Annotated in this window: 24 protein-coding genes; 18 read left to right on the top strand and 6 right to left on the bottom strand. The window is 74.8% G+C overall.

The features are described 5' to 3' along the window. Window positions 1-52 precede the first annotated feature (52 nt). The 7 genes from ACFVHB_RS25885 to ACFVHB_RS25855 all read left to right on the top strand — a co-directional run bounded on the left by ACFVHB_RS25885 (window position 53) and on the right by ACFVHB_RS25855 (window position 7,528). Window positions 53-367: a (2Fe-2S)-binding protein gene (locus ACFVHB_RS25885; protein ID WP_360197601.1), complete on the top strand. Its 315-nt coding sequence runs from the start codon at window positions 53-55 to the stop codon at window positions 365-367. Beyond that, window positions 348-1,850, top strand: a complete 1,503-nt coding sequence (locus ACFVHB_RS25880; protein ID WP_380326869.1) for an NAD(P)/FAD-dependent oxidoreductase — start codon at window positions 348-350, stop codon at window positions 1,848-1,850. The genes ACFVHB_RS25885 and ACFVHB_RS25880 overlap by 20 nt, the downstream gene beginning before the upstream one ends. Window positions 1,851-2,011: 161 nt before the next feature. After that, window positions 2,012-2,875 carry a dihydrodipicolinate synthase family protein gene (locus ACFVHB_RS25875; RefSeq protein ID WP_380326989.1) on the top strand — a complete coding sequence of 288 codons (864 nt, stop codon included), beginning with the start codon at window positions 2,012-2,014 and terminating at the stop codon, window positions 2,873-2,875. Between the two features lie 85 nt (window positions 2,876-2,960). Next, complete coding sequence (locus tag ACFVHB_RS25870; RefSeq protein WP_380326866.1) at window positions 2,961-3,965, top strand: proline racemase family protein; 1,005 nt, start codon at window positions 2,961-2,963, stop codon at window positions 3,963-3,965. A 43-nt stretch (window positions 3,966-4,008) separates the two neighbouring features. After that, complete coding sequence (locus tag ACFVHB_RS25865; RefSeq protein WP_380326864.1) at window positions 4,009-5,373, top strand: aldehyde dehydrogenase family protein; 1,365 nt, start codon at window positions 4,009-4,011, stop codon at window positions 5,371-5,373. Beyond that, window positions 5,373-6,401 carry a proline racemase family protein gene (locus ACFVHB_RS25860; protein WP_380326861.1) on the top strand — a complete coding sequence of 343 codons (1,029 nt, stop codon included), beginning with the start codon at window positions 5,373-5,375 and terminating at the stop codon, window positions 6,399-6,401. Before ACFVHB_RS25865 ends, ACFVHB_RS25860 begins: the two co-directional genes overlap by 1 nt. 257 nt (window positions 6,402-6,658) lie before the next feature. Beyond that, window positions 6,659-7,528: an ornithine cyclodeaminase family protein gene (locus tag ACFVHB_RS25855; protein ID WP_380326986.1), complete on the top strand. Its 870-nt coding sequence runs from the start codon at window positions 6,659-6,661 to the stop codon at window positions 7,526-7,528. Window positions 7,529-7,546: 18 nt separating this feature from the next. Here the strand turns inward: ACFVHB_RS25855 and ACFVHB_RS25850 are convergent, their stop codons facing one another. Both ACFVHB_RS25850 and ACFVHB_RS25845 read right to left on the bottom strand, forming a co-directional pair. Further along, on the bottom strand, window positions 7,547-7,873 hold the full coding sequence (locus tag ACFVHB_RS25850; protein ID WP_380326858.1) for a hypothetical protein: 327 nt from the start codon (window positions 7,871-7,873) through the stop codon (window positions 7,547-7,549). 120 nt (window positions 7,874-7,993) lie between these two features. After that, a complete protein-coding gene (locus ACFVHB_RS25845; RefSeq protein WP_380326855.1) occupies window positions 7,994-8,572 on the bottom strand; it encodes a TetR/AcrR family transcriptional regulator in 579 nt (192 codons plus the stop codon). A 98-nt stretch (window positions 8,573-8,670) separates the two neighbouring features. On the opposite strand from ACFVHB_RS25845, the gene ACFVHB_RS25840 reads away from it, so the two are divergent. From ACFVHB_RS25840 to ACFVHB_RS25830, 3 genes are all read left to right on the top strand, one after another. After that, window positions 8,671-9,558 (top strand): NAD(P)-dependent oxidoreductase, encoded by an 888-nt coding sequence (locus ACFVHB_RS25840; RefSeq protein WP_380326852.1) that lies wholly within the window; start codon window positions 8,671-8,673, stop codon window positions 9,556-9,558. Window positions 9,559-9,733: 175 nt separating this feature from the next. Further along, window positions 9,734-10,444 carry a GntR family transcriptional regulator gene (locus tag ACFVHB_RS25835; protein ID WP_380326849.1) on the top strand — a complete coding sequence of 237 codons (711 nt, stop codon included), beginning with the start codon at window positions 9,734-9,736 and terminating at the stop codon, window positions 10,442-10,444. Window positions 10,445-10,545: 101 nt separating this feature from the next. Continuing rightward, window positions 10,546-11,142 carry a Uma2 family endonuclease gene (locus ACFVHB_RS25830; RefSeq protein ID WP_380326846.1) on the top strand — a complete coding sequence of 199 codons (597 nt, stop codon included), beginning with the start codon at window positions 10,546-10,548 and terminating at the stop codon, window positions 11,140-11,142. A 1-nt stretch (window position 11,143) separates the two neighbouring features. On the opposite strand, the gene ACFVHB_RS25825 is transcribed toward ACFVHB_RS25830, so the two are convergent. Together ACFVHB_RS25825 and ACFVHB_RS25820 are read right to left on the bottom strand one after the other, a co-directional pair. Continuing rightward, window positions 11,144-11,824, bottom strand: coding sequence for an ABC transporter ATP-binding protein (locus ACFVHB_RS25825; RefSeq protein WP_380326843.1), 681 nt, complete (start codon window positions 11,822-11,824; stop codon window positions 11,144-11,146). After that, window positions 11,821-12,897, bottom strand: a complete 1,077-nt coding sequence (locus ACFVHB_RS25820; RefSeq protein WP_380326983.1) for an ABC transporter permease — start codon at window positions 12,895-12,897, stop codon at window positions 11,821-11,823. The genes ACFVHB_RS25825 and ACFVHB_RS25820 overlap by 4 nt, the downstream gene beginning before the upstream one ends. 166 nt (window positions 12,898-13,063) lie before the next feature. On the opposite strand from ACFVHB_RS25820, the gene ACFVHB_RS25815 reads away from it, so the two are divergent. From ACFVHB_RS25815 to ACFVHB_RS25805, 3 genes are all read left to right on the top strand, one after another. Continuing rightward, window positions 13,064-14,287 carry a sensor histidine kinase gene (locus ACFVHB_RS25815; RefSeq protein WP_380326840.1) on the top strand — a complete coding sequence of 408 codons (1,224 nt, stop codon included), beginning with the start codon at window positions 13,064-13,066 and terminating at the stop codon, window positions 14,285-14,287. Next, window positions 14,284-14,931, top strand: coding sequence for a response regulator (locus ACFVHB_RS25810; protein ID WP_380326837.1), 648 nt, complete (start codon window positions 14,284-14,286; stop codon window positions 14,929-14,931). Before ACFVHB_RS25815 ends, ACFVHB_RS25810 begins: the two co-directional genes overlap by 4 nt. Window positions 14,932-15,146: 215 nt before the next feature. Beyond that, window positions 15,147-16,178, top strand: a complete 1,032-nt coding sequence (locus ACFVHB_RS25805; protein ID WP_380326834.1) for an NAD(P)H-dependent flavin oxidoreductase — start codon at window positions 15,147-15,149, stop codon at window positions 16,176-16,178. Here the strand turns inward: ACFVHB_RS25805 and ACFVHB_RS25800 are convergent. Both ACFVHB_RS25800 and ACFVHB_RS25795 read right to left on the bottom strand, forming a co-directional pair. Beyond that, a complete protein-coding gene (locus ACFVHB_RS25800; protein ID WP_380326831.1) occupies window positions 16,147-16,548 on the bottom strand; it encodes a MerR family transcriptional regulator in 402 nt (133 codons plus the stop codon). The genes ACFVHB_RS25805 and ACFVHB_RS25800 overlap by 32 nt on opposite strands. A 171-nt stretch (window positions 16,549-16,719) precedes the next feature. Next, window positions 16,720-18,195 carry an aminopeptidase P family protein gene (locus tag ACFVHB_RS25795; protein WP_380326828.1) on the bottom strand — a complete coding sequence of 492 codons (1,476 nt, stop codon included), beginning with the start codon at window positions 18,193-18,195 and terminating at the stop codon, window positions 16,720-16,722. A gap of 214 nt (window positions 18,196-18,409) precedes the next feature. Here ACFVHB_RS25795 and ACFVHB_RS25790 point away from each other — a divergent pair, with 214 nt between their 5' ends. Genes ACFVHB_RS25790 through ACFVHB_RS25770 form a run of 5 tightly spaced genes read left to right on the top strand, consistent with a single transcriptional unit; the run spans window position 18,410 to window position 24,332 of the window. Next, the gene (locus ACFVHB_RS25790) at window positions 18,410-20,170 is read left to right on the top strand and encodes an ABC transporter substrate-binding protein (RefSeq protein WP_380326825.1); all 1,761 of its coding nucleotides are present in this window, start codon (window positions 18,410-18,412) and stop codon (window positions 20,168-20,170) included. Between the two features lie 13 nt (window positions 20,171-20,183). Continuing rightward, the gene (locus tag ACFVHB_RS25785) at window positions 20,184-21,266 is read left to right on the top strand and encodes an ABC transporter permease (protein ID WP_380326822.1); all 1,083 of its coding nucleotides are present in this window, start codon (window positions 20,184-20,186) and stop codon (window positions 21,264-21,266) included. Continuing rightward, window positions 21,263-22,249, top strand: coding sequence for an ABC transporter permease (locus ACFVHB_RS25780; protein WP_380326819.1), 987 nt, complete (start codon window positions 21,263-21,265; stop codon window positions 22,247-22,249). Before ACFVHB_RS25785 ends, ACFVHB_RS25780 begins: the two co-directional genes overlap by 4 nt. Continuing rightward, complete coding sequence (locus tag ACFVHB_RS25775; RefSeq protein ID WP_380326816.1) at window positions 22,249-23,250, top strand: ABC transporter ATP-binding protein; 1,002 nt, start codon at window positions 22,249-22,251, stop codon at window positions 23,248-23,250. The genes ACFVHB_RS25780 and ACFVHB_RS25775 overlap by 1 nt, the downstream gene beginning before the upstream one ends. Beyond that, window positions 23,247-24,332, top strand: coding sequence for an ABC transporter ATP-binding protein (locus ACFVHB_RS25770; RefSeq protein WP_380326813.1), 1,086 nt, complete (start codon window positions 23,247-23,249; stop codon window positions 24,330-24,332). The genes ACFVHB_RS25775 and ACFVHB_RS25770 overlap by 4 nt, the downstream gene beginning before the upstream one ends. Window positions 24,333-24,877: the final 545 nt, after the last annotated feature.

Genomic DNA, 24,877 nt, shown 5'->3' with positions numbered 1-24,877 from the left:
TGCCGCGGCGCGCCCCCCGTCCAAGCCCACCACCGGAACGGAGAACCCCCTCATGCGCCGAACCCCCGCCGACCTGGTCGGGGCGGAGCCGGAGCCCGCCCACACCATCGAGTTCGACGGCCGGGCCGTGCCCGCGCTGCCCGGGCAGTCGATCGCGGCCGCGCTCTGGGCCGACGGCGTGCTGGCCTGGCGCACCACCCGGGTCGGCGGCCGCCCGCGCGGGGCGTTCTGCGGGATCGGGGTCTGCTTCGACTGCCTGGCCACCGTCGACGGACGGCCCAACCAGCGCACCTGCCTGCTGCCGGCCGAGCCCGGCACCACCGTCACCACCCAGGAGGGCAACGGCCGTGCCGACCTCGCCGTCTGAACCGTCCGCCGCTCCGACGGCCCCGGCCGCGCCCTACGACCTCGCGGTCGTCGGGGCCGGACCGGCCGGGCTCGCCGCCGCGGTCGCGGCCGCCGACCTCGGGCTGCGCTGCGCCCTGGTGGACGCCGGCCCGCGCACCGGCGGGCAGTACTACCGCCACCCCGCGCCCGGCCTCGGCGCCACCCGGCCGGACCGGCTGCACCACGGCTGGTCCGTCTACACCGGCCTGGCCGACCGGCTCGCCGCCCACCGGCGGGCGGGCCGGGTCGACCTCCTGGCCGGGCACCAGGTCTGGGCGCTGGAGCGGGTGGCCGGCGGGCCGTCCGGCGGGGCCTGGGCGCTGCACGCCACCCTCGGGCCGGAGAGCGCCGACCGGGCGACCGTCCGGGCCGGGGCCGTGCTGCTGGCCACCGGCGCGTACGAGCGGCAGCTGCCGTTCCCGGGCTGGACCCTGCCCGGGGTGGTCACCGCCGGCGGCGCCCAGGCCATGCTCAAGGCCGGCCTGGTGCTGCCCGGCAAGCGGATCGTGGTGGCCGGCAGCGGCCCGCTGCTGCTCGCGGCGGCGTCCTCGCTGGTCACCGCAGGCGCCGCGGTGCCCGCCGTGGTCGAGGCCACCGACTACCTCGGCTACGCCCGGCGCCCCGGCGTGCTGGCCGCCGTCCCGGCCAAGCTCGTCGAGGGGGCCGGCCACGGCGCGGCGCTGCTGCGCCACGGCGTCCGGCTGCGCCGTCGCAGCGCCGTCGTCGAGGCGCACGGCACCGACCGGGTCACCGCCGTCACGGTGGCCCGGCTGGACGCCGACTGGCGGCCGGTGCCCGGGACGGAACGGCGGATCGAGTGCGACGCGCTCGCCGTCGGCCACGGCCTGCTGCCGCAGATCGAGCTGGCCACCGAGCTGGGCGCGCGGACCCGGACCACCGCCGACGGCGCGGTCGCGCTCGCGGTCGACGCCCGGCTGCGGACCAGCGTCCCCGGGCTCTGGGCGGCCGGCGAGACCTGCGGGGTCGGCGGCGCGGACCTGGCGATCGCCGAGGGCGAGCTGGCCGCGCACGCGGTGGCCGGGGCCCCGGTGGCCACCGCGCTGCTGCGCCGCCGCGCCCGGCTGCGGGCCTTCGCCGAACTGATGGCCGCGGCGCACCGGCCGGGCCCGGGCTGGCCGGAGTGGCTGCGCCCGGACACCGACGTCTGCCGCTGCGAGGAGGTCCCGGCCGCCCGGATCAGGGAGGCCGTCGACGAGCTCGGCGCCGGAGACGCGCGGACCGTCAAGCTGCTCACCCGGGCCGGGATGGGCTGGTGCCAGGGCCGGATGTGCGGCCCGGCGGTGGCCTGCCTGGCGGGGGGCGGCGAGGCGCGGGCGGACAGCCGTCCGCTGTCCTGCCCGGTACCGCTCGCGCAGCTCGCGGCGAGTGCCGGCACCGACGCGGCGGACGTCGGCGTGGCGGACGCCGACGAGCGGGCCGCGGACGCCGGGCCGGAGGTCTGAGCCGGGGCGCCCGGGGCCGGGAGGGCCGGGGCCGGGCGCCCGAAACGCACGGCGGGGACTCTTGTCTCCACCGCGCGCCGTCTAATAAAATGTCACACCTCACCAAGGAGTCACCTGTGTCCCACACCCCGCACGACACCACCCGGCCCTGGCGCGGCATCATGGTCGCCACCACGATCCCGCTGCGCCCGGACCTCTCCGTCGACTACGACGCCTACGCCGAGCACGTCCGCTGGCTGATCGACTCGGGCTGCGACGGCGTCGTCCCCAACGGCTCGCTGGGCGAGTACCAGACCCTGACCGCCGAGGAGCGCGCCCGGATCGTCGAGGTCGCCGTCGAGGCGGCCGGCGACGGCTCGCGGGTGATGCCCGGCGTCGCCGCCTACGGCAGCGCCGAGTCCCGCCGCTGGGCCGAGCAGGCCGCCGAGGCCGGCGCCGGCTCCGTCCTGCTGCTGCCGCCGAACGCCTACCGCGCCGACCACGCCGCCGTCCGCGCCCACTACGCGGAGGTGGCGAAGGCGGGCCTGCCGATCGTCGCGTACAACAACCCGATCGACACCAAGGTCGACCTCGTCCCGTCGCTGCTCGCCGAACTGCACGCCGCGGGTCACATCGTGGCGGTCAAGGAGTTCAGCGGAGACGTCCGCCGGGCCTACGAGCTCGCCGAGCTGGCCCCCGGGCTGGACCTGCTGATCGGCGCCGACGACGTGCTGCTGGAGCTCGCCCTGGCCGGCGCGGTCGGCTGGATCGCCGGCTACCCGAACGCGCTGCCCGAAGCCTCCGTGGCGCTCTACCAGGCCGCCGTCGCCCACGACCTGGAGACCGCGCTGCCGCTCTACAAGGCGCTCCACTCGCTGCTGCGCTGGGACTCCAAGACCGAGTTCGTGCAGGCGATCAAGCTCTCCATGGACATCGCCGGCCGCCCCGGCGGCCCGACCCGGGCGCCGCGCTTCCCGCTCAGCCCGGAGATCGAGGCGGCCGTCCGCGCGGCCACCGAGAAGGCGCTGGCCGAGGGCCTGGCGTAGCGAACGCCCCCGGGTACGGCCGGCTGCGGGGGCAGCCGGCCCGGCCCACCCACCCATCCACTCCACCCGACGGGAGCCACCACCCATGCGCAGCCGCCACGTGTTCCACGCCGTCGACTCGCACACCGAGGGCATGCCGACCCGGGTCATCACCGGCGGATTCGGCGTCATCCCCGGTGCCACCATGGCCGAGCGCCGGGTCCACTTCCAGGAGCACCTGGACCACTTCCGCACCCTGCTGATGTACGAGCCGCGCGGCCACGCCGCGATGAGCGGTGCCATCCTCCAGCCGCCGACCCGGCCGGACGCCGACTTCGGCGTGCTCTACATCGAGGTCTCCGGGCTGCTGCCGATGTGCGGGCACGGCACCATCGGCGTCGCCACCGTCCTCGTCGAGACCGGCATGGTGCCGGTGGTCGAGCCCGTCACCACCGTGCGGCTGGACACCCCCGCCGGGCTGGTGATCGCCGAGGTGCGGGTCGAGAACGGCGCGGCCGAGGCCGTGACCATCCGCAACGTGCCCTCGTACTCGGTGGCACTGGACCGCAAGATCGAGGTGCCCGGGTACGGCACGGTCGGCTACGACCTGGCGTACGGCGGCAACTTCTACGCCATCCTGCCGCTCGCCGAGTTCGGGCTGCCGTTCGAGCGCGAGCGCAAGCAGGAGATCCTGGACGCCGGGCTGGCCCTGATGGACGCCATCAACGCGAGCCCCGACCGGCCGGTGCACCCGGAGGACCCGTCCATCCACAGCTGCCACCACGTCCAGCTGCTCGCCCCCGGCTCCACCGCCGAGCACTCCCGGCACGCGATGGCCATCCACCCGGGCTGGTTCGACCGTTCCCCGTGCGGCACCGGCACCTCCGCCCGGATGGCCCAGCTGCACGCGCGCGGCGAACTGCCGCTCGGGCGGGACTTCCGCAACGACTCCTTCATCGGGACGACCTTCACCGGCCGCCTGGTCGAGGAGACCGAGGTGGCCGGCCGGCCCGCCGTCGTCCCCACCGTCACCGGGCGGGCCTGGATCACCGGCACCGCCCAGTACTTCCTCGACCCGAGCGACCCGTTCCCGGCCGGCTTCCTGCTCTGAAGCCCGCCGCCTCCCCGCCGAACCACCCGAAGGGCACCCTGCTGTGACGATCCGTTCGTACAACCCCGCCGACCCCGCGGACCTCGTCGCCGAGGTGCCCGCGCCCGGTGCCGAGGCCGTCCGGGCCACCGTCGGCCGCGCCCGGGCCGCCCAGCCCGGGTGGCTCGCCGCCGGCGCCGGCGCCCGCTCGGCCGCGCTCACCCGGATCGCCGAGGCGGTCGAGGCCCACGCGGAGGAGCTGGCCGCCCTGGTCGTCCGCGAGGTCGGCAAGCCGCTCGCCGAAGCGCGCGGCGAGGTGGCCCGGACGGTCGCGATCTGGCGCTACTACGCCCAGGCGCCGTACGCGGCGTCGGGTGCCGTGCACGAGACGGCGGCCGGGCCCGGGCTGCTGCTCACCCGCCGCCGCCCGTACGGGGTGGCCGGGCTGATCACGCCGTGGAACTTCCCGCTGGCCATCCCCACCTGGAAGGCCGCCCCGGCGCTGGCCGTCGGCAACGCCGTGGTGCTCAAGCCCTCGTCGGAGGCGGTCGGCTGCGCGCTGCGCCTGGCCGAGCTGGTGGCCGCGGCCGGGCTGCCGGAGGACGTGTTCACCGTGCTGCCGGGCGGCGGCGCGGAGGGCGGGGAGCTGGTCGCCACCGCGGACGTGGTCTCGTTCACCGGCTCCACCGGGGTCGGGCGGCAGGTCGTCCGGAGCGCCACCGAGCGGGGCATCCCGGTCCAGGCCGAACTCGGCGGGCTGAACGCGGCGCTGGTCCTCCCGGACGCCGACATGGACCAGGCCGCCGCCCACCTGGCCGCCGCGATCGCCGGGTACGCCGGGCAGAAGTGCACCGCCACCAGCCGGGTGATCGCGGTCGGCGAGGCGCACGAGCCGCTGCGCGCGGCCCTGGTCAAGGCCCTGGCGCAGGTCGGCGACGACGCGTGCGGGCCGCTGATCAACGCCGCCACGCGGGACGACATCACCGCCGCCGTCGCCTCCGCCCGGGAGGCCGGGGCGGAGGTGCTGGCCGGCGGCGGCGTGCCGCAGCGCACCGGCTGGTACCTCGACCCGACCCTGGTCGCCGACGTGCCGGACGACCACCCGCTGCGGCGCGAGGAGTTCTTCGGCCCGATCGCCGTGCTGCACGCCGCGGCCGACCTGGACGAGGCGATCGCGCTCGCGAACGACACCCCGTACACGCTGTCCGCCTCGGTCCACACCCGCAGCCTGGACGTCGCGCTGGCCGCCGCCGACCGGCTGGACGCGGGCATGATCCGGATCAACGCGCCGTCCAGCGGCGTCGACTTCCACCTGCCGTTCGGCGGTGCCAAGGGCGCGAGCCACGGCGACCGCGAGCAGGGCCAAGCCGCACTGGACTTCTACACCGCGAGCCGCACCGTCAGCGTGCTGCCGGCCGGGGGCGCGTGATGCTGGTACGGACGGTGGACTACCACACGGCCGGCGAACCGTTCCGGATCGTCCTGGACGGCGTGCCGGTCATCCCCGGGGACGGCGTCGCCGAGCGCCGGGCCATCGCCCTCGGCGCGGGCGGCACGGCCACCGCGCCCCGCCCGAGCGCGCTCGACCGGGTGCGGCAGCTGCTCACCCGGGAGCCGCGCGGCCACGCCGGGATGTACGGCGGGTTCCTGGTGCCGCCGGACGACGACGAGGCGCACCTCGGCGTGCTGTTCTGGCACAAGGACGGCTACTCGACCGCCTGCGGCCACGGCACCATCGCGCTCGGCGCCTGGGCCGTGGACTCCGGACTGGTCGCGGCCCCCGACGACGGGGTGGCGCGGGTGCGGATCGACGTCCCGTCCGGGCGGGTCACCGCCCTGGTCCACCGCTCGGGCGGCCGGACCACCGGCGTCACCTTCCGCAACGTGCCGGCCGTCGTCAGCGCGCTCAAGCTGGTGGTGGAGACCTCGCGGGGCGTGGCGGAGGTCGCCGTCGCGCACGCCGGCGCCTGCTACGTCTCGGTGCCGGCCGCCGCGCTGGGCCTGGCGGTCGAGCCCGGCCTGCTGCCCGAACTCACCGCCGCCGGGCGGGAGATCCGGGCCGCGCTGGCCGACTCGCCGGCCGTGCGGCACCCGACCGACCCGCTGCTCTCCGGCGTCTACGGCGTCATCCTGTACGACGAACTGGAGTCCGCCGGCGGGTGGGTGAACCAGCGCAACGTCACCGTCTTCGCCGACGGCCAGATCGACCGTTCGCCGTGCGGCTCCGGCACCTCGGCCCGGCTCGCCGTCCTGGCCGCCGAGGGCCGGCTCGGGCCCGGCGAGGAGCTGCGGCACGAGTCGGTGATCGGCACGGTCTTCACCGGCCGGATCCGCGAGGGCGGCGACCCGCTCGGCGCCGGCGTGGTCACCGAGGTCACCGGCACCGCCCACCGCACCGGCGAGCACGGTTTCGTGCTGGAGCCGGACGACGCGCTGGGCACGGGGTTCCTGCTGTGACCGGCCGGAGCGAGGGTGCCGCCCTCGACGCGCCCGCCTTTGAACCGCCTGCCCTCGACGCACCTGCCCTGGGCGCACCTGCCCTCGACGCACCTGCCCTGGGCGTACCTGCCTTGGGCGCACCCGGCGGTGACGCGGTCGTGGGTGACGCGGTCGCCGGTGACGCGGCCGTCGGTGCCGCACCCACACTGCCCGGCGCGGCCGCTGAGCCGCTCCAGTGCGCCGCGCCGGGTGTACGCCCACCGGGCGCCCTCGGGCTGACGCCCGGGCAGGCGGCCGAGGCGATCGAGCGGGTGCTGCTGGAGGGGCTGGACCCGGAGGCGGCGCCCGCCCGGTCGGCGGTGCGGGTGCCGGCGGGGGAGCTGCTGCTGATGCCGGCCGCCTCCGCCGCGTACGCCGGGGTGAAGATCGCCGGGGTGGCCCCGGCCAACCCCGCCGCCGGACTGCCCCGGATCACCGGCAGCTACCTGCTGATGGACGGTCCGACGCTGCAGCCGGTCGCGCTGCTCGACGGCGCGGCGCTCACGGCGCTGCGCACGCCCGCGGTCACCGCCGTCGCGCTCTCCCGGCTGGCGGCCCCGGACGCCGCGCACCTGGTGCTCTTCGGTACCGGCCCGCAGGCGTACGGACACCTGGACGCGCTGCTCGCCGTCCGGCCGCTGACCCGGGTCACCGTGGTGGCCCGCAGCGAGGCGCCCGCCGAGGCGCTCGTCCGGTACGCGCGGGCGCTGGGCCTCGCGGCGGCGGTGGGGACGCCCGCCGCGGTGGCGGAGGCCGACCTGGTGGTCTGCTGCACCACCGCGCGCACCCCGCTGTTCGACGGCGCGCTGGTGCCCGACCACGCCGCCGTGGCGGCGGTCGGCTCGCACGAGCCGGACGCGCGCGAGGTGGACGGGGTGCTGGTCGGCCGGGCCGAGCTGTACGTCGAGGCGCGGGCGGCCGCGCTGAGGGAGGCCGGGGACCTGCTGATGGCGGGCGTCACGGGGGCCGAGGTGCTGTGGAACCTCGCCGAGTTGGTGCGCGGCGAGGTCCCGGTGCCGAGCGGCCGGCCGCGGTTCTTCAAGAGCGTCGGGATGGCCTGGGAGGACCTCGCCGTCGCGGCCGAGGCGCACCGGCGCGGGCTCTGAGGAGGGCTCCGGAAGGGTTCAGTCGCCGAGGAACATCAGCCAACTGCCGGGCGTGTGGGCGCACTTGGCGAGCAGCTCGGCGAGGTCGCGGACGGCCGCCCGCGGCGGCTCGGTGGCGCACCGGGGGAGCAGGGCGGCCGTCTCGGCGAGGGCGGCGCCGGCGTCCTGCTCGTTGAAGAGCGTGTCGCCGTACGGGTCGACCCGGCCGAGCCGGTGGTCGGTGGCGTGGGCGGCCAGCGCGGCGGCCAGCGCGTCGCCGTGGCCGGTCGACAGGTGCAGCAGGGTGGCCGGCTTCTTCCGGCTGCCGGGCGGGCGGCGGTCGTAGAGGGCGAGTTCGATTCCCACGTGCGGCTCCTCCGGCTGCTGTCGGGCGTGGTGTCGCAGGGCCGGGCCGGAAGCCGCGGCCGGTGTGGCGGGAAGGGATCCCCCGCCGCACCGGCCGCTTTCCGCGTTCCCGGGGCTGGCCTAGCGGTAGGTGTCGATCAGGCGGGCCAGGTGCTTGCCGGTGAGGTGCAGCGGGTCCTCGCTGCGGGTGACCTGGGCGGCCAGTTCGGCGCCTTCGAGGGTGTTGATGACGGTGGCGGCGAGTTCGCGGGCGTCGTCCGCCCCGAGGCCGGCCGTGCGCAGCTTCTCCTCGACGATGGCGCGCCAGTTGGCGAACGCCGCCACGACGGCCTGCTCGATCACCGGGGCGCGGCCGACCGTCTCCAGCGCGGTGCTGGTGATCGGGCAGCCGTCCTGCCAGTCGGAGGCGCGCAGGGCCTCGGCGAGCAGCCGGGTGCAGGCGGTGATCGCCTCGGCCGGGTCCGGGGAGGCGCCCAGCCCTTCGCGGAGCAGTTCGGCGAACTCCTGGTCGCCGTGCCGGATCGCCTCGGCGGCCAACTCCTGCTTGCCGCCCGGGAAGAAGTGGTAGACGGAGCCGAGGGTGGCCTCCGCCTCGCGCGAGATCTGCTTGATTCCGGTGCCCTCGTACCCCTGGCGCTGCAGCAGCCGCGAGGTGGCCCGGACGATCCGCTCGCGGGTGCCGGTGGTCGTCGTCTTCACGCGGTGAGTCTAGCCGACGGACTGAATAGAGCGTTCGTTCCAGAGTCGTGCTAGCTTCTTCCTGGATAGAGCGTTCGTTCTAGTGGAGGGGGATCCCCATGTCCGTCGCGCAGCAGCACTCCGACAAGGCGCCCGTCACCGTGATCGGCCTCGGGCCGATGGGGCGGGCGATGGCCGGCGCGTACCTGGACGCCGGCCACGCCGTCACGGTCTGGAACCGGACCGCCGCCCGGGCCGACGAGCTGGTCGCCCGCGGCGCCGTCCTGGCGCCGAGCGCCGAGGCCGCCGTCGCCGCCAACGAGCTGGTGGTGCTCAGCCTCACCGACTACGACGCGGTGTTCGCGGTGCTCGACGCGGCCGCGGGCGCACTGGCCGGGAAGGTCGTCGTCAACCTCAGCTCGGACACCCCGGAACGGGCCCGCGAGGCCGCCCGCCGGCTCGCCGCGCTGGGCGCGGGCCATCTCACCGGCGGGGTGCAGACGCCACCCTCGGGCATCGGCAAGCCCGAGTCGTCCACCTTCTACAGCGGCCCGGTCGAGCTGTTCCAGCGGCACCGGGTCACCCTGGAGGTGCTAACCGGCGCCGACTACCGGGGCGACGACCCGGGCCTGGCCCAGCTGTACTACCAGATCCAGATGGACCTGTTCTGGACCTCGCTGGCCGGCTACCTGCACGCCACCGCCGTGGCCGAGGCGAACGGCATCCCGGCCGACGAGTTCCTGCCGTACGCCTCCTCGACGGCCGCCTCGATGCCCGGGTTCCTGGAGTTCTACGCGCCCCGGATCGCGGCCGGGCGGCACGAGGGGGACGTGGACCGGCTCGCCATGGGCCTCGCCAGCGTCGAGCACGTCCGGCACACCGCGGAGGCCTCCGGCGTGGACGGCGGGCTGCCCGGACTGCTGGCCGACCACTTCCGGCGCGGGGTGGCCGCGGGGTACGGCGACGCCAGCGTGACCAGCCTGGTCGGACTGTTCCGGCAGGTGTGACGGGATCTCCCGCAGGAAGTGGGCCGCCGGCCGTTGTCACGGCCGGCGGCCGCTGCCACGATGGGCTCCGACATCGGCGGGAGCCGCTGACGGATCATCCGAATCACGGACTGTTGCATGCTCAACGTAACGTGACATTGTACGCTGGTGTTCTGCAACCACCCGGAGGAACACCATGTCCGACCTGAAACCCCGCACCCTGATCTCCGTCCAGGAGCGGCTGCGCGACCAGGTCGCCCACGCGCTCCGCGCCGCCCTGATCTCCGGTGAACTGCGCCCCGGCGTGGTCTACTCCGCGCCCGCCCTCGCCGCCGACTTCGGCGTCTCCGCCACCCCCGTCCGCGAGGCCATGCTCGACCTCGCGCGCGAGGGCCTGGTCGAGGCCGTCCGCAACAAGGGCTTCCGGGTCACCGAGCTGACCGAGCGCGACCTCGACGAGTACACCGAGATCCGCGCCCTGATCGAGATCCCCACCGTCGGCCGGGTCACCCGCACCGCCACCGCCGAACAGCTGGAGCGGCTGCGCCCGCAGGCCGAGGCGATCGTCGCCGCCGCCCGCAAGCACGACCTGATCGGCTACCTGGAGGCCGACCGCCAGTTCCACCTCGACCTGCTCGGCCTGGCCGGCAACGCCCACCTGGTCGAGGTCGTCGGCGACCTGCGCAAGCGCTCCCGGCTCTACGGCCTCACCCGGCTCGACCAGGCCGGCGAACTCGTCACCTCCGCCGAGGAGCACCTGGAGCTGCTCGACCTGATGCTCTCCGGCGACGCCGACGCGGCCGAGGCCTGCATGGCCCGCCACCTCGGCCACGTCCGCTCGCTGTGGGCGGAGGGCCAGGGCGAGGCGGAGGAGCCCCGCCCGGCCCTGAAGCTGCGGGCCCGGTAGAGGGTCAAACCACTCGTTCGGGTGAAGACTGAAGATCGGGCGCCAGAATGGGGCCGGGTTCTACGATGATGCTCTCGACATCGGCAGCCAGGAGGAAATCCATGTCCGCCGCAGCGGTGGAAGAACCCATGGAGCAGCCGACGCTGCTCGAAGCCGCCGAGCTGATCTCCAACCAGCTCCCCGGCCACCGGGTCGAGATCATCGGGAGCCAGATCACCGTGACGCCGCCGCCGAACGTCCGACACGGTCGGTCGCTGACCAAGCTCATGCGTGTGTTGTTCGAGGCAGGTCTCGACGATGATGAGACCGAGGTCATTCAGAACGTCGGTATCTGGCTGCCGGAGGGGCCGTCGGACTACGCCATCCCTGACCTGGCAGTCCTCGACGCGAACAGCGATGACCACCTGATCGAGTACAACTGCTATGACCCGGCTGTTTTCCGTCTCGTGGTGGAGGTGACCTCCTCCAATCACAGCGACGACCTCAAGAAGAAGCCCGCCGCCTACGCCTCCGCCGGCGTGCCCGTCTACGTCATCGTGGACCGGACGAACGAGCGGGTGATGGTGCTGACCGAGCCGCAGGACGGCGAGTACCGCGTGCACGCCGTCCACCACCCCGGGCAGACCTTCACCCTTCCGGACTCGATCGGGGCGTCGGTGACGCTGAAGGTGGACGACGTGCTGGCGACCAAGAAGTAGGTCAGGCTGCCGCCGGCACCGTCAGCCTTCCGTCGTGGACCTCGGCCACCTGGTCGACCGCGGTGAGGTGGGTGCGGTCGTGGGTGACCAGGACGGTGGCGGTGGCGCGGCGGTGGGTGAGGTCGGTGATGAGGTCGAGGACGGCGGCGCCGCGTTCGTGGTCGAGGGCACTGGTGGGCTCGTCGACCAGCAGCACCGTGGGGTCGTTCATCAGGGCGCGGGCGATGTTGACGCGCTGGCGCTGACCGCCGGAGAGCTGGTGCGGGCGGCGGGCGGCCTGGTCGCGCAGGCCGACGGCGTCCAGGAGTTCCAGGGCCCGGGGGCGGGCGGCGCGCGGGGAACCGCCGCCGAGGTGGGCCATCACCTGGAGCTGTTCGACGGCGGTGAGCGAGGGCAGCAGGTTGGCCTGCTGGAAGACGATGCCGATCCGGTCCCGGCGCAGCGCGGTCAGCTCCGCGCGGTTCAGGCCGCCGGTCTCGACGCCGTCCACCACGACCCGGCCGGAGTCCGGGGCGATCAGCGTCGCGGCGACCGCCAGCAGGCTGGACTTGCCGGAGCCGGACGGGCCGACCACGGCCGTGATCGAGCCCTTGGGGACGGTGAGCGAGACCTCGTCCAGCGCGGTCAGCCGGCCGTCGCCGTCCGGGTAGGTGAGGGTGATGCGGTCCAGGTGCAGGCTCATCGGGCGCTCCCCAGGGCGGTCAGCGGGTCGACGGAGGTGATCCGCCGGATGGACAGGGCGGCGCCGACCGCGCCGAGCGCGATCATCACGGCGGCCGGCAGCAGGACGGTCGGCGCGTCCAGGACGAACGGCACCGCGGAGCCGATCAGCGCCCCGGCGCCGACCGCGATCGCGGTGCCCACGGCGGTGCCGAGGACCAGCAGCAGCACGGCCTGGCCGAGGGCGTCCCGCAGCAGGTAGCGGGTGGAGGCGCCGAGCGCCTTCAGCACGGCGATGTCGCCGCTGCGCTGGATCGTCCAGACGGTGAAGAAGGCGCCGATCACCAGCGCCGAGATGGCGAACAGGAAGCCGCGCATCAGCTGCAGCGAGCCGTTCTCCGAGGTGTAGGAGCCGATCGCGGCGAGCGCGTCCTCGCGACCGCGGGTCTCCGTGCCGAAGCGGGCGTCCCCGGCGGCGAGGTCCGCGCCGGAGCCCGTGGTCAGGGCGATCACGGTGGCGTGCCCGGCGCCGCCCGGGGCGATCCGCTGCCAGTCGGCGAGGCTGGTCCAGACGACCGGGGTGTGGCTGTACGAGGCGTCGCCGGACACCGCGGCGACCTGCAGCGGGTGACCCGCCAGGGTGAAGGCCGCCCCGGGGCGCAGCCCGCCCAGGTCCTCGGCGGCGGTCTCCGAGAGCACCGCCCGACCGGGCGCGACCGCCGAGCCCTGCGGGGCCAGCCCGGAGTCGTCCGGGACGCCGAACGCGGAGAGCGCGGCGGTGCGCTGCCCGGCGGCCGCCTTGGTGGTGGTGATGCCGAGCGGCTGCGCGGCCGTGACCCCCGGCTGCCGCGCCCAGCCCTGCCACTGCTCGGGCGTGACCTGGGAGTCGGTGAAGGAGAGCTTCTGACCGTCGGCGGGCTCGGAGAAGACCAGGTGGTCGGCGGGCAGCCCGGTGATCGCCGAGACGTTCTGCCGGCCCAGCCCCGCGGTCAGGCCGGAGAGCAGGCCGACCAGCACGGTGATCAGCACGATGACGGTTCCCATCAGGGCGAACCGCCCCTTGGCGAACCCCAGGTCCCTCCAGGCGACGAACACGACCGGCCTCTCCTTCTGCTCCTCGGCGGCAACGGTCACCACGGTCGTGGAGACGGGGCCGTCGGCGCATCGCACCGGGGATTGCATCCGCGGCATCAAAGGGCAGATGCGGAGTTCAACCTTTTGATTGATGCCTGGCGGGCGCGACGGACCCTAGGCTGGACGGATGGCGACCGAACGATCCCGCACCACCCCCGTCGCCCGCGTACTCCAGGTCTGCCTGCACCTGCTCGTGGCGGGCCTGCTCGCGCTCGCCGTCGTCCGGGCCGCCGTCGGGCGGGGCGGCGAGGTGGCCGCCGTGACCGCCGCCGCCACCGCGATGGCCGCCGTCTACGCCGTCGGGCCGCTGGTCGGTGCCGTCCGGCGGTCCCGGCGGGCGGCGGGGCTCTGGCTGGCGCTGCTCGGCGTCACCTGGGCCGGCGTGCTGGTCGCCACCCAGGACGGGGTCTGGCTGGCCTTCCCGCTGTACTTCCTGGAGCTGCACCTGCTCGGCCGGCGGGGCGGGCCGGTGGCCGTCGGGCTCACCGCCGCCGCGGCCATCGCCGGCTGGTCCTGGCACCAGCACACCGTCAGCCTCGCCGCCGCCATCGGGCCCGCGCTCGGCGCGGCCGTCGCCACCGCCACCGTGCTCGGCTACCAGGCGCTCTACCGGGAGAGCGAGGAACGGCGCCGGCTCATCGACGAGCTGACCGCCGCCCGCGCCGACCTCGCCGCCGCCCACCACACGGCCGGTGTGCTGGCCGAGCGCGAACGGCTCGCCCGGGAGATCCACGACACCCTCGCCCAGAGCCTCTCCAGCATCCAGCTGCTGCTGCGCGCCGCCCAACGGGCCCTGCCCGAGCGGACCGAGGCCGCCGCCGACTACGTCGAACAGGCGCGCCAGGCCGCCCAGGACAACCTGGCCGAGGCCCGGCGCTTCGTCCGCGCGCTCGCCCCGGCGGACCTGGAGGGGGCGTCGCTGCCGGTCGCCCTGGAACGCCTGTGCGCCACCACCACGGCGCACAGCGGCCTGCCCGTCCGGCTGCACGTCTCCGGCGACCCGGTGCGGCTGCCGGTGCCGCAGGAGGTCGCGCTGCTGCGGATCGCGCAGTCCGCGCTCGGCAACGCGGTGCGCCACGCCGAGGCCTCGCACGCCGAGGTCACGCTCAGCTACATGGAGGGCGAGGTGGCGCTGGACGTCTTCGACGACGGGACCGGGTTCGACCCGGCGGCGGTGGCCGCGGGCGCGGGCACGACCGCCGGGGAGGGCGGGTTCGGGCTGCCGTCCATGCGGGCCAGGGCGCGGGCGCTGGGCGGTACCTTCACGGTTGAGTCCGCACCGGGGGAGGGGACGGCGCTGGCCGTCCTGCTGCCGGTGCCCGTTGCCGCGGCGAATGAGGAGCCCTCGTGACCGACGGAGTGATCCGGCTGCTGCTGGCCGACGACCACCCGGTGGTCCGGGCCGGGCTGCGGGCCGTGCTGGAGAGCGAGCCGGACTTCGCCATCGTGGCCGAGGCCGCGACCGCGGAACGGGCGGTGCAACTGGCGGAGGAGGTGGGGGTCGACGTGGTGCTGATGGACCTCCAGTTCGGGCCGGGCTCGGTGATGAACGGCGCCCAGGCCACCGCGGCGATCACCGCCCGGCCGGGGGCGCCGCGGGTGCTCGTCGTCACCACCTACGACACCGACGCCGACACCCTCCCGGCGCTGGAGGCCGGGGCCACCGGGTACCTGCTCAAGGACGCGCCGCCGGAGGAGCTGGCCCGGGCCGTCCGCTCGGCGGCGGCCGGGCGCACGGCGCTGGCGGCCACGGTCGCGGACCGGCTGCTGGAGCGGATGCGGACGCCGGCGGCGGCGCTCAGCGCGCGGGAGACGGAGGTGCTGGGGCTGGTGGCCGACGGGCTCACCAACCAGCAGATCAGCCAGCGGCTGCACCTGAGCCAGGCCACGGTGAAGTCGCACCTGGTGCACATCTACACGAAGCTGGGCGTGGATTCGCGGACGGCGGCGGTGCGGGAGGCGCGTGGGCGGGGGTTGATCCGCCGGGGGGTGTGAGGGGGCCCTGCGGGCGGCGGCGTGCGGGGCTGGGGGCCCTGCGGGCGGCGGGGCGGGGTGTTGGCGAGTTGGTGGTGACGGGGGCGGGGTGACGGGGGCGGGGCGTTCGCGGGTCGTACGGGGCCGTACGGGGTGGCGGCGTCCGGGGGTTCGTGGCGGAGGGGCGGGCGTAGGGTGGGTGGGGCCGGGCCGTTCCGTGGAGTGGAGGAACCCGCATGGCCGCCGTCCACCTCGACGGGCTCGCCGTTCCCGTCATCGCCGCGCCCATGGCGGGCGGGGCGTCCACGCCGGAGCTGGTGGCCGCGGTGAACGGGACCGGCGGGCTGGGCTTCCTCGCCGCGGGGTACCGCAGTGCCACCGCGATGGTCGAACAGATCGAGCGGGTCCGGGAGTTGACGGACCGCCCGTTCGGCGTGAACCTCTTCGTGCCCGCCGCGCCCGGCGACCCGCGGGCCGTCGCCGCCTACCGGGCGCACCTGCTGCCGGAGGCCGAACGCCACGGCGTCCGGCTGCCGGAGACGATCGCGCCGGACAGCGACGACTGGGACGCCAAGATCGCCGCGCTGCTGGCCGGGCCGGAGCCCGTCCCGGTGGTGTCGTACACCTTCGGCCTGCCCGGGCCCGAGGAGGTGCGGGCGCTGCGGGCGGCCGGCACGTACCAGGTCGGCACCGTCACCACGCCGGAGGAGGCACGGCGCGCCGAGGCGGCCGGGATGGACGCGCTCTGCGTGCAGGGCCCGGAGGCGGGCGGGCACCGGGCCACCCACCGGGTGGCGGACCGTCCGGGGGACGTCCCGCTGCTCGAACTGCTCGCCGCCGTCCGGGAGGTGACGCGGCTGCCGCTGATCGCGGCGGGCGGCTTGGCCGACGGGGCGGGGATCACGGCGGCGCTGCGGGCCGGTGCGGTGGCCGTCCAGCTGGGGACGGCGCTGCTGCGGGCGGACGAGTCCGGCGCGTCGGCGCCGCACCGGGCGGCGCTGGCCGCACTGCCGGAGACGGTGGTGACCCGGGCGTTCACCGGCCGCCCGGCGCGCGGGCTGCGCAACGCCTTCATCGACCGGTACGGGCCCCACGCGCCGGCCGCCTATCCCGAGGTGCACCACCTCACCCAGCCGCTGCGGGCGGCGGCGACGGCGCGCGCGGACACCTCGGCGATGCACCTGTGGGCCGGCACCGGCCACCGGGCGGCCCGCTCCGGACCGGCCGCGGAGATCGTCAAGGAGCTGTGGGAGCAGGCGCGTCGCTGAGCACGGACCGGTAGTAGTCGATCTTCGCGCGCATCAGGCGCTGCTGGCGGCGCAGATGGGCGATCTGCTGTTCCACCCGCGCGTCGTGCTCCTCCAGCACGGCGAGCCGGTCGGCGACGGTGGCGTTCCCGCCGCGCGCCAGCTCGGTGAAGCGGAGCATGCCGGCGATCGGCATCCCGGTGTCCCGCAGGGCGCGCAGCATGCCGAGCCAGGCCAGGTCGTGCTCGCTGAACCGCCGCCGTCCGGACCCGTCGCGCTGCACCGCGTCCAGGAGTCCGATCTTCTCGTAGTACCGCAACGTGTCCAGGCTGAACCCGGACCGCTCGACCGCCTCCGCGGGCGTCAGCAACTCACTGCCGGATGCACTCATGACGGTGATCATCCCACCCCCCTCCGGTTCACCCGCGGGGTGTTGCGGCGGGGGCCCGGACGGTCAGGGCCGTCCGGGCCCGTCGGCGCGCGGGTGGCGGTTCGGGAGAGGGGCGCGGTTGGGAAGGGGGCGCGGTTGGGGAGGGGGCGCGGTTCGGGAGAGGCCGGCGGTTCAGGAGAGCAGGTCGGCCATCCAGGATTCGAGGGCGGGGACGGTGCGGGGCAGGGCGCCGGACATGAGGCGGGCGCCGTCGGAGGTGATGACGAGGTCGTCCTCGATCCGGATGCCGAGGCCGCGGAGTTCGAGGGGGAGGGTCTCGTCGTCGGGCTGGAGGTAGAGGCCGGGCTCGACGGTGAGGACGTGGCCCTCCTCCAGGACGCCGTCGAGGTACGTCTCGGCGCGGGCCCTGGCGCAGTCGTGGACGTCGAGGCCGAGCATGTGGCCGGTGCCGCAGAGGGTGTAGCGGCGGTAGAGGCCGGAGTCCTCGGCGAGGGCCTCCTCGGCGGAGACCGGCAGGACGCCCCAGTCGGCGAGGCCCTCGGCGATGACGCGCGCGGCGGCGTGGTGGAAGTCGCGGAACCGGGCGCCGGGGCGCAGTGCGTCGATGCCGGCCTGCTGGGCGGCGAGGACCAGTTCGTAGGCCTGGCGCTGGACGGGGCTGAAGGTGCCGGAGAGCGGGAGGGTGCGGGTGATGTCCGCGGTGTAGAGGGTGTCGGTCTCGACGCCGGCGTCGAGCAGCAGCAGCTGCGAGGCGTCGAGCGGGCCGTCGTTGCGGATCCAGTGCAGGACGCAGGCGTGCGCGCCGGAGGCGGCGATGGTCTCGTAGCCGATGCCGTTGCCCTCGGCGCGGGCGCGCAGGTTGAAGACGCCCTCGATCCAGCGTTCGCCGCGGTGGTGGCGGAGCGCGGCCGGCAGGGCGCGGACGACGTCCTGGAAGCCCAGCACGGTGTGGTCGACGGAGAGTTGGAGCTGCTCGACCTCCCAGGCGTCCTTGACCAGGCGCAGTTCGGAGAGGACGGCGGCGAGCAGGCCGTCGGCCCCGGTGAGCGCGGCGGAGCCGGGGCGGCCGGTGGCGGCGTCGAGTTCGGGGTCGACGCCGGTGAGCACCCGGGTGGCCGGCTGCGGGCCGGTGAGCAGCTTCTCCAGGTCGTCGAGGTGCTCGGCGCGGATGCCGGTGAGCCGGGCGGCCTCGGCGAGGTCGGGGCGGCGGCCGACCCAGAACTCGCCGTAGCGGCGGTCGCGGTAGAACTCGGCGCCGCGGACCGGGTCGCCGCCGCGCGGGGAACGGGGGCGCAGGTAGAGGACGGGCTCGTGGCCGTCGGGGCCGGCCGGTTCGAGGACGAGGACGTGGCCGACCTGGTCCTCGCCGGTGAGGCCGGTGAGCCAGGCGTAGGCGCTGTGCGGGCGGAAGCGGTGGTCGACGTCGTTGCTGCGGACCTTGAGCCGGCCGGCCGGGACGATCAGCCGCTCGCCGGGGAAGGCGGCGGAGAGGCGCGTGTGACGGCCGGGCAGCACGGCGTGCCCGGGCACGCGCTGGTCGGCGGGGAGCGGGGTGGGGGCCCAGTCGGTGCCCATGAAGGCGTCCAGGGCGGGGGAGACGGGCAGGTCGTGGCTGCCGGTGTTGAGACCGGTCTGGCGGAGGGTCACCGGGTCTACTCCTAAGCGGGGCTGGGGGGTTGCACGGACACAGCTCGGTAACGGGCGGCGTCACCTCTTGTGCAGTGCAATTTCACATTACTATGTTACGGGTCACACCGCGGAGCGGCTAGACCCCCTGAGGTCGCCCTCCCGGCCGGGCCCCGGATCAGCCCCGGGGCCGGACCACGGGCCTCACGGCGGGCCCCCCACTGCGGAGTTGCACATGACCAGGCGCACCCACGCCGCCCTCGCGGCGGCCCTCGCGGCGACCCTCACCCTCGGCCTCGGGGCCTGCAAGAACGACAAGAGCGACAACGGCGACAACGGCGGCGACAGCACGGCCGCGTCCACCAAGGGCCCGGGCGCGGAGACCGGCACGATCATCGGCGGCACGCCGGCCAAGGGCGGCACCCTCACCGTGCTGACCAACCAGGACTTCGCCCACCTCGACCCCGCGCGCAACTGGGTGCTGCCGCACATGGACTTCGGCACCCGGCTGCTCTACCGCACGCTGGTCACCTTCAAGGCCGAGCCGGGCGCGGCGGGCAGCGAGATCGTCCCGGACCTCGCCACCGACCTCGGCAAGTCCACGGACGGCGGCAAGGTGTGGACCTTCACCCTGAAGGACGGCGTCAAGTACGAGGACGGCACCCCGATCAAGGCGGCCGACATCAAGTACAACGTCGAGCGCTCCTTCTCCCCGGACCTCACCGGCGGCCCCGACTACGCGATCCAGTACCTGGAGGGCGGCGAGAAGTACAAGGGCCCGCTCACCGGCGAGCACCTGCCCAGCATCGAGACGCCGGACGACCGGACCATCGTCTTCCACCTGAAGCGCCCGGTCGCCGAGTTCTCCTACACCACCACCCTGCCGACCTTCTCCCCGGTGCCGCAGTCCCAGGAGAAGGGGACCCAGTACGACTCGCGGCCGTTCGCCTCCGGCCCGTACAAGATCGAGACCTACGACCGCGGCAAGCAACTGGTGCTGGTCCGCAACACCAACTGGGACGCCGCCACCGACCCGGTCCGCAAGGCCTACCCGGACAAGATCGTGGTCACCCAGGGCCTCAAGGGCGGCCAGGCCGACGACCGGATCATCGCCAGCGACGGCGCCGACGCCAACGCCATCGAGATGCCCTGGATGCAGCACGAGTCCGTTTCCAAGGTGCTGCCCAAGCCGGACGTCAAGTCCCGGATGGCGGCCGAGCGGACCGGCTGTACCGACATGCTCTTCCTGAACACCGCCAAGGCGCCCTTCGACGACCCGAAGGTCCGCGAGGCGATGATGTGGGCCGTCGACCGCGAGGCCCAGGTCACCGCGTTCGGCGGTCCGGCGATGGCCGACGTCGCCATTTCCTACCTGCCGCCGTCGCTGACCGCCGGAGCCAAGGCCGACCCGCTGAAGATCCCGGCCGCCGGCGACGCCGCGAAGGCCAAGGAGCTGCTGAAGGCGGCCGGCAAGACCGACCTCAAGGTCGGGCTCACCGTCTCCCTCGGCGACAAGACCCGCGGCGAGGCGATCCAGCAGTCGCTGGCCAAGGCCGGCGTCCAGGTCACCGTCAACACCGTGGACGCGTCCGCCTTCGCCGACACCATCGGCGACATCAAGAACGCCCCCGAGCTGACCATCCAGGGCTGGTGCCCGGACTACCCGTCCGCCGCGACCTTCTTCCCGTTCCTGTTCGACGGCCGGACCATCAAGGAGAAGGGCAACCAGGGCAACTACAGCCAGTTCAAGGACCAGGCCACGATGGACCGGATGGACCAGATCGCGGCCATGACGGACGTCGCCGCGGCCAACAAGGCCTGGCAGCAGCTGGACGAGGACCTGATGAAGAAGGCCCCGGCCGTCCCGCTGATGTGGCAGCGCCGCCCGCTGCTGACCGGCACCAACGTGGCCGGCGCGTTCGGCAACTCCGGCTACGCCGGCATGATCGACCTCGCCGTGGTGGGCCTCAAGGACCCCTCGAAGAGCCAGGGCTGAGGGATCACCGGCGATGAGTAGCACCATGCCCTCGGGCGCCGAAGGCCGCGCCGGTGTCGAGAGCGACGAGCGACGAGAGAGCGCGGCGAGTGCCGGAGCGAGGAGCGTCGGCGCCGGATCGGGAGCCGCCGGACGCGAGCGAGGAGTCACCGAACCCGCCGCCGTGGACACCACGGCGGCGGGCCCCGCGAAGGCCGCCGGACGCGGTCCGTGGCGGCTGGTCTGGGACCAGCTCTGGTCCAGGGGCGCGGCCCGGTTCGGGCTGGTCACGGTCGCCGTGCTGGTCCTGGCGGCCGCCCTGGCCGACCCGCTGAGCTCGCTCGGCGGCTGGTCCCCCGAGGAGTTCGACAAGCGGGCCATCGACCCGTACCTGGGCGGCCTGCCCAGGGGCGACTTCGGCGGCATCAGCACCCGCCACTGGCTGGGCGTCGAACCGATCACCGGCCGCGACCTGTTCGCCCGGGTCCTGCACGGCGGCCAGGTCTCGCTGCTGATCGCGTTCACCGCCACCGCGGTGGTCGTCGTCACCGGCACCCTGGCCGGGATCGCGGCCGGCTACTTCGGCGGCCGGGTCGACACCCTGCTGTCCCGGCTGATGGACCTCACCATGTCCTTCCCCTCGCTGATCTTCATGATCGCGATGATGTCGGTGGCCAAGGACGTCAACCGGATCCTGCTGATCACCCTGGTCATCGGCCTGTTCACCTGGCCCGGCATCGCCCGCGTGGTCCGCGGCCAGACCCTCTCACTCAAACACCGCGAATACGTCGAGGCCGCCAAGGTCGGCGGGGCCCGTTCCTGGCGGATCCTCACCCGGGAGATCCTGCCGAACGTCTCCGGCCCGGTCATCGCCTACACCACGCTGCTGATCCCCGGCATGATCGCCACCGAGGCCGCGCTCAGCTACCTCGGCGTGGGCGTCCGCCCGCCGACCCCGTCCTGGGGCCAGATGATCGCCGAGAGCATCGTCCACTACGAGACCGACCCGACGTACTTCCTGATCCCGACGGTCTTCCTGTTCCTCGCCGTGCTCGCCTTCACCCTGCTCGGCGACGCGCTGCGCGACATCCTCGACCCCCGGGGAGGCCGGTCGTGATCCTCTACATCGGCCGCCGGCTGGCCGGCGTGGCGGGCATCCTGCTCGCCATCTGCGCCATCACCTTCACCATCTTCTACCTGCTGCCCAACGACCCGGCCGCGGCGGCCTGCGGCAAGACCTGCAGCCCCGAGCGGCTCGCCGACGTCAAGGCGGCGATGGGCCTGGACAAGCCGGTCTGGGAGCAGTTCGGCAGCTACGTGGCCGGCATCTTCGCCGGCCGCGACTACGGCACCGGCCCGACCGCCACCCACTGCGGCTTCCCCTGCCTCGGCTACTCCTACGAGTACGGGCTGCCGGTCTGGGACCTCCTGGTGGACCGGCTCCCGGTCTCGGTCTCCCTCGCCCTCGGCGCGGCGGCGCTCTGGCTGGTCCTCGGCCTCGGCGCCGGCGTCACCTCCGCCCTGCGCAAGGGCGGCATCACCGACCGGACGCTGATGGTGCTCTCGGTCGGCACCGCCTCGCTGCCGGTCTACTTCACCTCGATCATGCTGATCTGGGGGGTCGTCAGGACCGCCGGCCTGCTGCCCTACCCGGCGTACCACAAGTTCACCGACGGCCCCTTCGACTGGGCGTCCAACCTGCTGCTGCCCTGGACCGCGCTGGCCCTGCTGTACGCGGCCATGTACGCCCGGCAGAGCCGCAACTCGATGATCGAGACCATGGCCGAGCCGTACATCCGCACCGCCCGCGCCAAGGGCCTGCCGGCCCGCACCGTCACGGTCAAGCACGGGCTGCGCTCGGGGATGACGCCCATCCTCACCATCTTCGGCATGGACCTCGGCGGCCTGCTCGCGGGCGCCGTCATCACCGAGTCGATCTTCGGCCTGCCCGGCGTCGGCCGGCTGTTCTACGACGGTCTGGGCCGTTCCGACCAGCCCGTCATCCTCGGCGTCACCCTGCTCGCGGCCTTCTTCATCGTCGCGGCGAACCTGCTGGTCGACCTGCTCTACGCGGTCGTCGACCCGAGAGTGAGGTACTGATGGCTGCTCTGTTGGAGGTCGAGGACCTCAGGGTCTCCTTCGACACCCCGCGCGGCACCGTCCGGGCCGTCGACGGCATCTCCTTCACCGTCGCGGCCGGGCAGACGCTGGGGCTGGTCGGCGAGTCCGGCAGCGGCAAGTCCGTCACCTCGCTGGCGGTGATGGGCCTGCACCGCGGCGCCGCCGTCACCGGCTCGATCCGGCTGGCCGGGCAGGAACTGGTCGGGCTCGGCGAACGCGAACTCGGCACCGTCCGGGGCCGGCGGATCGCCATGATCTTCCAGGACCCGCTCTCCAGCCTGCACCCCTTCTACACCGTCGGCGAGCAGATCGCCGAGCACTACCGCGTCCACTTCAAGGCCTCCCGCAGGACCGGCCGCCAACGCGCGGTCGAGATGCTCGGCGAGGTCGGCATCCCCGAACCGGCCCGCCGGGTCGACGAGTACCCGCACCAGTTCTCCGGCGGCATGCGCCAGCGCGTGATGATCGCCATGGCGCTCGCCTGCGAACCGGACCTGTTGATCGCCGACGAGCCCACCACCGCGCTCGACGTCACCGTGCAGGCCCAGATCCTCGACCTGATCGCCCGGATCCAGCAGGACCGCGGCCTCGGCGTCGTCATGATCACCCATGACCTGGGCGTGGTCGCCCGGGTCGCCCACGAGGTGCTGGTGATGTACGGCGGCCGGGCCGCCGAACAGGCCCCGGTCGACCGGCTGTTCGGTGCCCCCGCGCACCCGTACACCCGCGGGCTGCTCGACTCGCTGCCCCGCCTGGACGACACCGACGACACGCCGCTGCGGGCCATCCCCGGCAGCCCGCCGTCGCTGATCGCCCCGGCGCCCGGCTGCTCCTTCGCCCCGCGCTGCGCCCGCACCACCGCGGCAACCGCCGAGGAGCACGCCCGCTGCCTGGCCGAGCGCCCCGCGTTCGGCCCGCTCGCCCCCGGCCACCAGGCCGCCTGCCACCTGCCGCTGGTGCCGCAAGGAGCCCGTTCATGACCGCCCGTCCGCCCGCCGCCGAACCGTCGCCGTCCGAACCTTCGCCGTCCGAACCGTCGCCGTCCGGACCTTCGCCGGCCGGACCGCAGCGGTCCGAACCGCTGTTGTCCGTCCGGGACCTGGTGAAGACCTTCCCCGGCAAGCGCGGCCGCACCGGCCGGGCCGGCGCCCCGGTCCGGGCGGTGGACGGGGTGAGCTTCGACGTCGGCAGGGGCGAGACGCTCGGGCTGGTCGGCGAGTCGGGCTGCGGCAAGTCCACCACCGGGCGGATGATCGTCCGCCTGCTCGACCCGACCTCGGGCACCATCACCTTCGACGGCACCGGGATCGGCGGCCTCTCCCAGGCCGAACTGCGGCCGCACCGACGGCACTTGCAGATGGTCTTCCAGGACCCGTACTCCTCGCTCAACCCCCGCCAGACGGTGGCCCGGATCATCTCCGAACCGCTGCTGGTCCAGGGCACCGGCGCGGCCGAGGCCCGGAAGCGGGCCGCCGAGCTGATGGAGCTGGTCGGGTTGATCCCCGAGCACCTGGACCGCTACCCGCACGAGTTCTCGGGCGGCCAGGCGCAGCGGATCGGCATCGCCCGCTCGCTGGCCACCTCGCCCCGGCTGGTCGTCGCCGACGAACCGGTCTCGGCGCTGGACGTCTCGATCCAGGCCCAGGTGGTCAACCTGATGGAGCGGCTCCAGGACGAGCTGGGGCTGGCGTACATCTTCATCGCGCACGACCTCTCGGTGGTCAAGCGGGTCTGCGACCGGGTCGCGGTGATGTACCTCGGCCGGATCGTCGAGATCGGCGCCAAGGAGGAGGTGTACGGCAACCCGGCCCACCCGTACACCCGGGCGCTGCTCTCCGCCGTGCCGCTGCCGGACCCGGCGGCCGAGCGGGCGCGCGAGCGGATCGTGCTGCTCGGCGACCCGCCGAGCCCGGCCAACCCGCCGTCCGGGTGCAGCTTCCACCCGCGCTGCCCGAAGGCCCAGGACGTCTGCCGGACCGAGCGGCCGCTGCTGCGGATCGCCGGGCCGGGCGCCCGGGAGGCGGCCTGCCACTTCCCGGAGCACCGGGACGACACGCCTTAGCCACTTTGACCGCCGTACCGCCCCGTCTCCCCCACGCAGGGCGGTACGGCTCCGGCCCGGGGGCCCGTCCGCGGGCCCTCCCACCGACCCCCGGTCGGGCGCGGCGGGGAGCCTCATGAGGGCCGCGCCCGACCGGGTTCCACCTCGAAGGCGCGCACCTGCCCGGTGCGCGCCTTCGCGCTGCCCGGGTGCCGGGCGGTGCTGTCGGGAGCCTGCGGGGTGCGCCGTGCTCGTGCTCCCGCTCGTGCTGGGGGCCGTGCCGTGCGCGGCCCGGTTGGGTGGCGCGCCCCGGGCCGCGGCCGAGCCCGTCGCGCCGGGCCGCGGCCGAGCCCGTCGCCCCGGGCCACCGCCGAAGCCCGTCGCTCCGGGCCACGGCCGAAGCCCGTCGTCCCGGCGCGCCGGGACGGCCCGCGGGGCCGTCGCTGCCCGCCGACACCGAAGCGCCCCCGCGCCCCCCCCCGGCGGGGGGGGGCGCCACGGTGGTCACGGGGCGGGGGCGTTCGGGGGGCCGTCCCGGGGGGATTACAGGGGGTGCGCCTCGACCG

It is taken from the genome of Kitasatospora sp. NPDC127111, from assembly GCF_042677465.1.
GTDB lineage: Bacteria > Actinomycetota > Actinomycetes > Streptomycetales > Streptomycetaceae > Kitasatospora.
The sequence above is the reverse complement of the archived record's forward strand: the minus strand, read 5'-3'. Positions and strand labels throughout refer to the sequence as shown.